This window comes from Stenotrophomonas sp. 05L44_2 (assembly GCF_056665995.1).
In genome coordinates this window covers 1-10,071 of the sequence record NZ_JBFTNR010000055.1, presented here as the reverse complement: position 1 = coordinate 10,071, position 10,071 = coordinate 1, and the positions used below count along the sequence as shown (strand labels likewise).

At 67.7% G+C, this 10,071-nt stretch carries 11 protein-coding genes and 1 pseudogene; 10 read left to right on the top strand and 2 right to left on the bottom strand.

Features of this window, described 5'->3' with window-relative positions:
• The 8 genes and pseudogenes from AC1VAN_RS03380 to AC1VAN_RS03345 form a co-directional block, all read left to right on the top strand.
• Positions 1-175 (top strand): annotated as a pseudogene (locus tag AC1VAN_RS03380) (polynucleotide adenylyltransferase PcnB); the annotation flags it as partial.
• A gap of 3 nt (positions 176-178) precedes the next feature.
• Positions 179-664 carry a 2-amino-4-hydroxy-6-hydroxymethyldihydropteridine diphosphokinase gene (gene folK, locus AC1VAN_RS03375; RefSeq protein ID WP_093820004.1) on the top strand — a complete coding sequence of 162 codons (486 nt, stop codon included), beginning with the start codon at positions 179-181 and terminating at the stop codon, positions 662-664.
• Positions 665-698: 34 nt separating this feature from the next.
• Positions 699-1,514 carry a 3-methyl-2-oxobutanoate hydroxymethyltransferase gene (gene panB / locus AC1VAN_RS03370; protein WP_025878796.1) on the top strand — a complete coding sequence of 272 codons (816 nt, stop codon included), beginning with the start codon at positions 699-701 and terminating at the stop codon, positions 1,512-1,514.
• Positions 1,511-2,350, top strand: coding sequence for a pantoate--beta-alanine ligase (gene panC, locus AC1VAN_RS03365; RefSeq protein ID WP_480985268.1), 840 nt, complete (start codon positions 1,511-1,513; stop codon positions 2,348-2,350). Before panB ends, panC begins: the two co-directional genes overlap by 4 nt.
• A gap of 72 nt (positions 2,351-2,422) precedes the next feature.
• Positions 2,423-2,917 carry a hypothetical protein gene (locus tag AC1VAN_RS03360; RefSeq protein WP_480985267.1) on the top strand — a complete coding sequence of 165 codons (495 nt, stop codon included), beginning with the start codon at positions 2,423-2,425 and terminating at the stop codon, positions 2,915-2,917.
• An 87-nt stretch (positions 2,918-3,004) separates the two neighbouring features.
• The gene (gene panD / locus AC1VAN_RS03355) at positions 3,005-3,385 is read left to right on the top strand and encodes an aspartate 1-decarboxylase (protein WP_004153087.1); all 381 of its coding nucleotides are present in this window, start codon (positions 3,005-3,007) and stop codon (positions 3,383-3,385) included.
• On the top strand, positions 3,382-4,896 hold the full coding sequence (pgi, locus tag AC1VAN_RS03350) for a glucose-6-phosphate isomerase (protein WP_478013585.1): 1,515 nt from the start codon (positions 3,382-3,384) through the stop codon (positions 4,894-4,896). Before panD ends, pgi begins: the two co-directional genes overlap by 4 nt.
• A gap of 26 nt (positions 4,897-4,922) precedes the next feature.
• On the top strand, positions 4,923-5,882 hold the full coding sequence (locus AC1VAN_RS03345) for a hypothetical protein (protein ID WP_442251909.1): 960 nt from the start codon (positions 4,923-4,925) through the stop codon (positions 5,880-5,882).
• A gap of 91 nt (positions 5,883-5,973) precedes the next feature.
• Here AC1VAN_RS03345 and AC1VAN_RS03340 read toward each other — a convergent pair whose 3' ends face one another.
• Both AC1VAN_RS03340 and AC1VAN_RS03335 read right to left on the bottom strand, forming a co-directional pair.
• Positions 5,974-6,543 carry a response regulator transcription factor gene (locus AC1VAN_RS03340; protein ID WP_032952096.1) on the bottom strand — a complete coding sequence of 190 codons (570 nt, stop codon included), beginning with the start codon at positions 6,541-6,543 and terminating at the stop codon, positions 5,974-5,976.
• Positions 6,540-7,760 (bottom strand): ATP-binding protein, encoded by a 1,221-nt coding sequence (locus AC1VAN_RS03335; protein ID WP_480985266.1) that lies wholly within the window; start codon positions 7,758-7,760, stop codon positions 6,540-6,542. Before AC1VAN_RS03335 ends, AC1VAN_RS03340 begins: the two co-directional genes overlap by 4 nt.
• 114 nt (positions 7,761-7,874) lie before the next feature.
• Here AC1VAN_RS03335 and ispG point away from each other — a divergent pair, with 114 nt between their 5' ends.
• Positions 7,875-9,140, top strand: a complete 1,266-nt coding sequence (gene ispG, locus AC1VAN_RS03330) for a flavodoxin-dependent (E)-4-hydroxy-3-methylbut-2-enyl-diphosphate synthase (protein WP_480985265.1) — start codon at positions 7,875-7,877, stop codon at positions 9,138-9,140.
• Positions 9,121-9,870, top strand: a complete 750-nt coding sequence (locus AC1VAN_RS03325; RefSeq protein WP_025878803.1) for a phosphatase PAP2 family protein — start codon at positions 9,121-9,123, stop codon at positions 9,868-9,870. Before ispG ends, AC1VAN_RS03325 begins: the two co-directional genes overlap by 20 nt.
• The last annotated feature ends 201 nt before the right edge of the window (positions 9,871-10,071 follow it).

Here is a 10,071-nt window from a genome sequence, read left to right as displayed (position 1 = left end):
GCACGAAGCCGACGTCGCGTTCTGGCGCGAAGCGCAGGCGCAGTCCGGGCATGAGCTGGATTCGTCGCTGGATTCCCTGCACAGCGATGCCGGCGATGAGGAGGGTGGAGCGCCGCGCAAGCGTCGTCGTCGCCGTCGTCGTCCCGATGGCGCAGCTGCCGGTGCTGCCGAGTAATCCATGACCGGTGCCTGGATCGGGCTGGGTGCCAATCTTGGCGACGCAGCCAACACCGTCCGCGCGGCCATTGCCGCGCTGGACGAGCTGCCCGGAACCCGGCTGACGCAGGCGTCGCGGTTGTACGCGACGCCGGCATGGGGCAACGAGGACCAGCCACCCTTTGTCAACGCAGTGGCCTCGGTCGACACCGATCTGCCCGCCGTCGAGCTGCTGCAGGCCCTGCTCGCGCTGGAGCAGCGCTTCGGCCGCGTACGCGACCCCGCCGTGCACTGGGGGCCGCGTGCGCTGGATCTGGACCTGCTGCTGTTCGGCGAGCAGGTGCTGGACCTGCCCGAGCTGAAGGTGCCGCATCCCTACCTGCACGAGCGTGCGTTCGTGTTGGTGCCATTGGCCGAAATCGCCGCCGATCTGGCCATTCCCGGCCACGGTCGCGTACGGGATGCAGTGATGCGGGTGGATGCCTGCGGGATCGCGCCGTTAGGGTGATAATGCCCGGGTTATCTCCCCCGGTTATCAGCACATGAGCACCCACGCAGACAGCAAGCCCTGGACCGTTCCCGCCCTGGCCGAGGCCAAGCGCAATGGCCAGAAGCTGGTCATGTTGACCGCCTACGACGCAGGCTTCGCCCGCACCTTCGATGCCAATGGCGTCGACCTGATCCTGATCGGCGATTCGCTGGGCATGGTCGTGCAGGGGCACGATTCGACCCTGCCGGTGACCGTCGCCGACATGGTCTATCACACCCGCGCAGTCGCCCGCGTGCTGCAGCGTGCGCTGCTGATCGCCGACCTGCCGTTCGGCGCCGATGCCACCCCGGAACGCGCGCTGGATGCTTCGCTGCAGCTGCTGCAGGCGGGTGCGGAGATGGTCAAGATCGAAGGGGCCGGCTTCAAGGTCGACATCATCCGCTACCTGGTCGAGCGCGAGATCCCGGTCTGTTCGCACCTGGGCCTGACCCCGCAGTCGGTGCTGCGCCTGGGTGGCTTCAAGATCCAGGGCCGTGGCGATGCCGCGCGCCAGCTGGTGGACGATGCCAAGGCCGTGGCTGAAGCCGGTGCCAGCATCATGGTGCTCGAATGCGTGCCGACCCCGGTTGCTGCTGCCGTCACCGCCGCGGTGCCGGTGCCGACCATCGGTATCGGTGCCGGTCCGCAGTGCGACGGCCAGGTGCTGGTGCTGCACGATTTCCTCGGCCTGGACAGCGGCCACCGTCGCCCGAAGTTCGTCAAGGACTTCCTGGCTGAAGGCGGTTCGGTGGCCGGCGCCACCCGTGCCTACGCCGATGCCGTGCGCGATGGCAGCTTCCCCGACGAAGAACACGCGTACGCCCAATGATCCAGACCTTCAACGAACTCGGTGCGCTGCGCGCGCAGATCGCGCAGTGGAAGGGCGAGGGCCTGCGCGTGGCGCTGGTGCCGACCATGGGCAACCTGCACGGCGGGCACCACGCGCTGGTCACCCTGGCAAAGCAGTACGCCGACAAGGTGGTGGCCAGCATCTTCGTCAACCCGACACAGTTCGGGCCGAACGAGGATTTCAGCCGCTATCCGCGCACCCCCGAAGCCGATGTGGCCGGGCTGGAGCAGGTGGGCTGCGATGCGGTGTGGCTGCCCAGCGTCGAAGCGATGTACCCGCTGGGCGTGGACAAGACCACGCAGATGCATGCGCCTGGCGTCAGCGAGGTGCTGGAAGGCGCCAGCCGCCCGGGCCATTTCGATGGCGTGTGCACGGTGGTGGCGCGGCTGTTCCTGCAGGTACAGCCGGATGTGGCCGTGTTCGGCCGCAAGGACTACCAGCAGCTGGCGGTCATCAAGCAGATGGTGGCCGAGCTGTCGTTCCCGATCCAGATCGTCGGTGCCGAGATCGTGCGCGATGAGGATGGCCTGGCCAAGAGCTCGCGCAACCAATACCTCAGCGCCGAGCAGCGCCCCTTGGCGACCACCCTTCACCGCACCCTGCTGGGCATGCGCGAAGGCTATGTGGCCGGGCACGCGCGTGAACGCATCGAGGCCGACGCCGTCGCTGCGCTGCRGGCAGCGGGCTTCCAGGTGGATTACGCGGTACTGCGCACTCCGGAGCTGGCCGAGCCGAGTTTCGATGGTGGCGGCCGCGTGGCCCTGATCGCCGCGCGCCTGGGCACCACCCGGTTGATCGACAACCTGGAGTTCTGAACCGCCCCGCGCGGTTGTGCAGGGCGCCCGCAGTGGGCGCCCGTGTTCGCCGGACAAGGATGACCTGCCGATATGACCTCGTTTCCAGCCAGCCCCGGCCGCCGCGCCGTGGCGGCGATCCTGGCGGTGTTCGCCGCCGCGCTGCTGCCTTCGCTGGTGATCGGTGGCCTGATTGCCGGTCTCAGTCTCGGCCAGGAAGTGGCCACGGCCGCGCTGGYGGCCGCCTTGATGTTCGTACTGGCCTTCGCCCACGCCGTGGCGGTGCTGCTGCCGATGGGCCTGATCCTGCTGTCTTCCGGCCGCCTGCGCTGGGTGTGGTTCGCGCTGGTCGGGGCAGGGCTGGGCGCGCTGGCCATGGCCACCTGTGCCTGGCCCGACGGCTCTGGCGGTGCTCTTATGAGCCAGCTGTCCTCTGCGGGCAACTTCGACTGGGCCAGCTATGCCTTCTCGGTACTGGTGGCGGCCGGATTCGGCCTGATGGCCGGACTGGCGTTCCATGCCGTGTTCCGGGCCGTGCTGGCCGGTGCCGCGGCGCCATCGCCGGGCGCGCAGCAGCGCACCGGCTGAACGGTCTTCAGCATCCTGCGGCCGCTACCTGACCGCTGCCGCGTGGGTGCTAGAATCCGCTCTTTCCTTTGCCGTTGCAGCGCCCCCATGCACCTGTCCCTGCTCAAGACCAAGATCCACCGCGCCACCGTCACCCATTCCGAGCTGAACTACGAAGGCTCGATCGCCATCGATGACAACCTGCTGGCTGCCACCGGCATCCGTGAGTTCGAGCAGGTGCACATCTGGGACGTGACCAACGGTGCGCGCTTCTCGACCTATGCGATCCGCGCCGAAGCCGGCAGCGGCGTCGTCTCGCTCAATGGTGGCGCCGCGCGCCACGTGCAGGTCGGTGACATCATCATCATTGCCGCCTTCGCCAGCATGACCGAGCAGGAAGCCGACAGCTTCAAGCCGAAGCTGGTGTACGTGGATGGCAACAACCAGATTTCCCACACCAACGACACGATCCCGACCCAGGCCGCATGACAACGAACAACGGATTCGACTCGCTGCATTCCCACGCCCAGCGCCTGAAGGGCGCAAGCATTCCCGGCCTGCTCGCCGCCGAACCCGGCCGTGTACAGGACCTGGCGCTGCGGGTCGGTCCGTTGTATGTCAACTTCGCCCGGCAGAAATACGATGCCGCAGCGTTGCAGGCGCTGTTGGCGCTGGCTGCCGAACGTGATGTCGGCGGCGCCATCACGCGCCTGTTCCGTGGCGAGCAGGTCAACCTGACAGAAGGCCGCGCTGCGCTGCATACTGCGTTGCGCGGTGACGTAGTCGATGCGCCGGTGGCGGCCGAGGCGTATGCCACCGCGCGCGGCATCCGCCAGCGCATGGGCGTGCTGGTGCGCGCGCTGGAAGACAGCGGCGTGACCGATGTGGTCAGCGTCGGCATTGGCGGTTCCGATCTCGGCCCGCGACTGGTCGCCGATGCGCTGCGCCCGGTCACAGGCGCACGCCTGCGCGTGCATTTCGTGTCCAACGTGGACGGCGCCGCCATGCAGCGCACGCTGGCCACGCTGGATCCGGCGAAGACCGCCGGCATCCTCATTTCCAAGACCTTTGGTACCCAGGAAACCCTGCTCAACGGCCAGATCCTGCATGACTGGCTGGGTGGCAGCGACCGTCTGTACGCGGTCAGCGCCAATCCGGAACGCGCCGCCAAGGCCTTCGCCATCGCCGCCGATCGTGTGCTGCCGATGTGGGACTGGGTGGGTGGCCGCTATTCGCTGTGGTCGGCCGTCGGTTTCCCGATCGCACTGGCCATCGGCTTCGAGCGCTTCGAGCAGCTGCTGGAAGGTGCCGCGCAGATGGATGCGCATGCACTGGACGCGCCGTTGGAGCGCAACCTGCCGGTGCTGCACGGCCTGACCGACATCTGGAACCGCAATCTGCTGGGCTACGCCACACATGCGGTGATGACCTACGACCAGCGCCTGGCGCTGCTGCCGGCCTACCTGCAGCAGCTGGTGATGGAAAGCCTGGGCAAGCGCGTGCAGCGCGATGGCCAGCCGGTCACCACCGACACCGTGCCGGTGTGGTGGGGCGGTGCGGGCACCGATGTGCAGCACAGCTTCTTCCAGGCGCTGCACCAGGGCACCAGCATCATCCCGGCCGATTTCATCGGCTGCGTGCACAACGATGATCCGTATACGGTCAACCACCAGGCGCTGATGGCCAACCTGCTGGCGCAGACCGAAGCACTGGCCAACGGCCAGGGCAGCGACGATCCGCACCGCGATTACCCGGGCGGCCGCCCGAGCACGATGATCCTGCTCGACGCGCTCACCCCGCAGGCGCTGGGCGCGTTGATCGCGATGTACGAGCACGCGGTGTACGTGCAGTCGGTGATCTGGAACATCAACGCTTTCGACCAGTTCGGTGTCGAACTGGGCAAGCAGCTGGCCAGTGGCCTGCTGCCGGCCCTGCAGGGCGAGGATGTCCAGATCAATGATCCGCTGACCCGTGAGCTGCTGGCTCGGCTGAAGGGCTGAGCGCGGCGCGCCGGATGCGTGCGTCGATGCACTGGCGCGACCTCGTTCGACGAAGGCAGCCCGAGGTGTGGGCGGGTCTGCACCTGACCGTGCAGGCCCCCGTGCGCCCTGCGCTTGTGGTTTCGGTCTGCCCGCCGGACCGGATACGGGTGGGCACCGAGGAACGCCCCATGTTGTGGGCGAGGGTGGAGCCCGACTATTTCGGCGTGGACCTGCTTCGCAGCGCCTCCCCGGCCTCGCCGGCGATCATTCCACCGATCACGGCTGCCGAGGTGCGGGCGTTGCATTCGGATGATCCGGTGCGGACTGCCGCAGCGTGGGCACGTCATTTCGCACAGGCCCTTACCCGTTCGGATCGATCTCCGCTGGCCCAGGGCGAATGGCTGCTGCAGCCGACGCTGCATGGCCTGGAGCGTGCGCGGATGCCGCTCACGTTCGCGTCAGATGCGCTGGCCCGACCGGCGGTGGATACCTTGGACTGGTCGAGCGTGACGCACGGCGAATGCCTGCCTCCCGTCCTGCTGCGGGCACCGTCACTGGCCACGGATGGGCGGGTCAAGGCCTGGGCCAGGCAGGCCCGGGCAGGATCACTGCCACCGGTGCTGCTGATGTGGGTCAGTGGCCTGCAGGCACACGTGGTGCTGGACGGACACGACCGGCTGCAGGCAGCCGTGCAGGAGGGCGCCGATGTGCCGGTGCTGGTTCTGCTGCGTCATGGCGAGCGGTGCGTGGATGAGCAGGGCCTGGCGCGCGCTGACATCATCGTCGAGCGGTCTGGCGGCGCGGACATGACAGTCGAGGCCCGCAACCGACTGCTGCTCGATCTGTATAGCCCTGCGCGCGACGTCCTGCCCAGTCGGGCTGATCTGATGCGTGGTGGGGTGGATCAATGGATTGCAGAAGTGGACGCCGAGGCCAGGCAGGGCGAGGATGTCCAGATCAATGATCCGCTGACCCGTGAGCTGCTGGCGCAGCTGAAGGGCTGAGCGCGGGCGGGGAATGCCGCCGGGCATGGCCCGGCGCTACCCTTCGTCATGCCGGTAGCGACGGGCCATGCCCGGCGAATACGACGACGCTTCACCGGCTCGGATCGCGTTCCGGGCTCGGCCGCTTGGCCAGCTTGCGCTGCAGCGAACGCCGGTGCATGCCGAGCAGCCGCGCGGCCGCCGACACATTGCCGCCGGTTTCATGCATCGCCTGCTGGATGTGTTCCCACTGCAGGCGGCTGATCGGGGTCATCGCATCGGGCACTTCCATCTCGCCGTCATCGGCGGGGCCATCGTCTTCCTCGCCCAGCGCACGCAGGATCATCGGCACCGTCGATGGTTTCGGCAGGTAGTCGTCGGCGCCCAGCTTGATCGCCTCCACTGCGGTGGCGATGCTGGCATAGCCGGTCACCAGTAGGATCCGCATGTCTGCGCGCAGGGCGCGCAGCGGCTGTATCAGGGCCAAGCCGGAATCGCTGCCCAGCTTCAGGTCGATCAGCGCGAACGCCGGCGGATGCTGGCGGGCCAGTGCCAGCGCGCTGGCGGCATCCTGTGCGGTCTGCGTCTCCAGCCCTTTGCGGGCCAGGCTGCGCTGCAGGGTGCGCAGGTAGAGTTCGTCGTCGTCGACCAGCAGGCCAAGGGTGGAAGCAGTCATGGTCATTCCTCGCGGGGGGCCAGCGGCAGGCGGAAGCCGACGCGGCTACCGGCCCCTTGGGCCGGGCGCATCCACATCTCGCCGTCCAGGCGTTCGATGGTGGCATGGGACAGGGCAAGACCGACGCCCATGCCTTCACTCTTGCTGCTGCCGAACAGCTTGCCCGGCAGCACGGCGGCGCGGGCGTTGAAGCCGTGGCCGTAGTCGCGCACTTCGCCGATCAGGTCGTCGCCTTCGATGCGCAGGCTGAGATCGACGCGCGGACGGCCGGCCTGCTCGCCGGCATCGGCAGCGTTGTTCAGCAGCACCATCAGCAGGTGGCCGACGCCCGGGTCCAGCGGCAGGCGCAGCGGTGCGTCGTCGTTGCGATGCAGGTCGATGGTCGGGCGCACCAGCCGCCATTGCTCCAGCACCTGCTGGGCCGTGGAGTGGGCGCGCCCGGGGCCGTCATTGGAGGCCGGGGCGGCCAGGGCCAGCACGCGCTCCCGGCACTGCACCAGCAGTTCGCGCAGGGTTTCCATGTCCTCGCGCACTTCCGGTTCTTCGCTGCGTTCGGCCACGTCGTCGGCGAGCAGGGTCATCGTCGCCAGAGGCGTGTTCAGTTCATGCGCCACCGAGGCTGCATGCGTGGCCAGGGCGACGATGCCCTCGTTGCGCGCGAAGCGTTCGCGCAGTGCCGACAGTTCCAGCTCGCGCTCGCGCAGCGCGATCGCCAGCCGGGTAGAGAAGATCAGTACGACCGCAGCGGACAGCAGGAAGGTGGCGATCACGCCCCAGCGATTGAGGTCCAGTGCGTTGAAATAGCCCGCCGGCAGCGGTTGCCCGAACAGTCCGCTGGCGGCGTAGCCCAGCAGGCAGGCGCTGGCCACGGCCAGTGCCCAGCGCAGGGGCAGGGCGAAGGCCGCCAGGGCGATCAGGATCAGGAACAGCGAGCCGAACGGATTGGCGATGCCGCCGCTCCAGCTGACCATCCAGGTGAGGATGATCACGTCCACCAGGATGTGGCCGAAGGCGGTCAGCGGCGCGGTATCGGCCGGCTCCGGGCGCAGCTGCGTATACAGGTTGAATACGGCGAGCAYGGCCACGCCCGACCACAGCGGCAGTTGCGGCAAGGGCAGCCCCAGCACCCAGGTCGCAACCAGGATGGTGGCCGCCTGGCCAGCCACGGCCAACCAGCGCAGGCTGCACAGGGTTCGGAGAAACGGGGCGTCGGGACCGGTCATTCGCGCCCATCGTATGCGTTCGCGGGGACGGCTGCCTGCGACAATCGGCCGCAGCCGGACTGTCGCCTGAATGCGACACACCCGGAAGGTCGGGGCGGGCGTTAGAATGCCGGCATGCATGACGCCGTCACCCGCCCTACAGCCCCCTCCGATGCCACTTCCTGGCCCCGTCGCCTGACCCAAGCGGTCCAGATCGGTGGAGTCACCGTGGGCGGTGGCAAGCCGGTCGTGGTGCAGTCGATGACCAATACCGACACGTCCGATGTGGCGTCCAGCGTCAAGCAGGTCGCTGAGCTCTGGCGTGCCGGCTCGGAAATGGTGCGCCTGACCGTCAACACGGTCGAAGCGGCCGCGGCGATCCCGCGCATCGTCGACAAGCTGGCGATGATGGGCATSRACGTGCCGMTSATCGGCGACTTCCACTACAACGGCCACCAGCTGCTGACGGCCGAGCCGGCCTGCGCCGARGCACTGGCSAAGTACCGCATCAACCCGGGCAACGTMGGCTTCGGCAAGAAGAAGGACMYSCAGTTCGCGCAGCTGATCGAGTTYGCSATCCGCTACRRCAAGCCGGTSCGCATCGGCGCCAACTGGGGCTCGCTGGACCAGGCCCTGGCGGCCAAGCTGATGGACGAGAACAACCACCGCGAACAGCCCTGGGACGCCGGCCGCGTGCTGCGCGAGGCGCTGATCCGTTCGGCACTGGATTCGGCCGAGCAGGCCGTCGAGCTGGGGTTGCCGCGCGATCGCATCATCCTGTCGGCCAAGGTCAGCGGCGTGCAGGAGCTGATCGCGGTCTACCGCGACCTGGCCCAGCGTTCGGACTTTGCCCTGCATCTGGGCCTGACCGAAGCCGGTATCGGCAGCAAGGGCATCGTCGCCTCGGCGGCGGCGCTCAGCGTGCTGCTGCAGGAAGGCATCGGCGACACCATCCGCATTTCGCTGACSCCSGAACCGGGCCAGTCGCGCACGCAGGAAGTGATCGTCGCCCAGGAACTGCTGCAGACCACCGGCCAGCGCGCCTTCACTCCGCTGGTCACGGCGTGCCCGGGCTGCGGCCGTACCACCTCGGAATTCTTCCAGGAGCTGGCCAAGGTGGTGCAGAACCACGTGCGCGAAAAGATGCCGCTGTGGAAGATCCAGCACCCGGGTGCGGAGAACATGACCCTGGCGGTGATGGGCTGCGTGGTCAACGGGCCGGGTGAGTCGCGGCATGCCAACATCGGCATCTCGCTGCCGGGCACCGGTGAAGCACCGTCGGCACCAGTGTTCGTCGATGGCGAGAAGAAGGTGACCCTGCGTGGCGAGAACATCGCCCAGGAATTTGTCGCCCTGATCGATGATTACGTTGAACGCACCTATGTCCGAAGCGCCGGGTAAGCCGACGATCCTCGCTGCACCGGAGCCCGCCTCCGGCTTCCGCCACTGGATGGCGCGCAATGCCTGGCGGCTGCTGCTGCTGTTTGCCGGCGTGCTGCTGCCGCTGGCCGGATTCGTCGCCCTGGCCGACGAGGTGCACGAGTTCGAATCCTTCCATTTCGATGCGCCGCTGCTGTGGCAGATGCACGGCCTGCATTCGCCGTGGCTGGACCACGTGTTCGTGCTGCTGTCGAAGCTGGGCTACGAGTGGTTCCTGATCCCGGCCGATGTGCTGATTGTCGGTGCACTGGCCTGGCACCGGCGTTGGCGTGAAGCGACCTTCGTGGCGGTGAGCTTCGTAGGGTCGGCGCTGCTCAACATGGGCAGCAAGCACTTCTTCCAGCGCGACCGGCCCAGCTTGTGGGAATCGATCGCGCCGGAATCCACGTTCAGTTTCCCCAGTGGCCACGCGATGGGCTCGATGACCCTGGCGGTCACCCTGGTGCTGCTGGCCTGGAATACCCGCTGGCGCTGGCCGGTGCTGCTGCTGGCGCCGTCGTTCAGCCTGCTGGTAAGCGTTTCCCGGGTCTATCTGGGGGTGCATTACCCCTCGGACATCCTCGCCGGGTGGTGTGCCGCGCTGGTTTGGGTGGTAGGGTGCTATCTGGTCATGTTCAGCCGTCGTCATCCATGGCGACGGCACGGTTCGCCGCCAGCGACGGCCAGCGAAGCGATCACGCAAGGGGAGTGACGTGGATGCCCTCCCAAGGGCGTCTACCTGAGGGACGGGTTGTTTCGTTGTAACGGGTTCTGCAGGGCAAGGGGCACGATCAGTGCGTGAAGAATGTGATRCGCAAGGCAGAACGCCGGAATTGCGCAACATCCGCGCTTGCAGTGGTCAGGTGCTCCTGCCTAGGTTGACCCGTATTGGCCGCATTCGAAGAGGTACGTG

Bases quoted from the DNA above. Each gene is read 5' to 3' on its own strand.
- folK (WP_093820004.1), top strand. From the start codon at position 179: ATGACCGGTGCCTGGATCGGGCTGGGTGCCAATCTTGGCGACGCAGCC.
- panB (WP_025878796.1), top strand. From the start codon at position 699: ATGAGCACCCACGCAGACAGCAAGCCCTGGACCGTTCCCGCCCTGGCC.
- panD (WP_004153087.1), top strand. From the start codon at position 3,005: ATGCACCTGTCCCTGCTCAAGACCAAGATCCACCGCGCCACCGTCACC.
- pgi (WP_478013585.1), top strand. From the start codon at position 3,382: ATGACAACGAACAACGGATTCGACTCGCTGCATTCCCACGCCCAGCGC.
- AC1VAN_RS03345 (WP_442251909.1), top strand. From the start codon at position 4,923: ATGCACTGGCGCGACCTCGTTCGACGAAGGCAGCCCGAGGTGTGGGCG.
- AC1VAN_RS03340 (WP_032952096.1), bottom strand. From the start codon at position 6,543: ATGACCATGACTGCTTCCACCCTTGGCCTGCTGGTCGACGACGACGAA.
- AC1VAN_RS03325 (WP_025878803.1), top strand. From the start codon at position 9,121: ATGTCCGAAGCGCCGGGTAAGCCGACGATCCTCGCTGCACCGGAGCCC.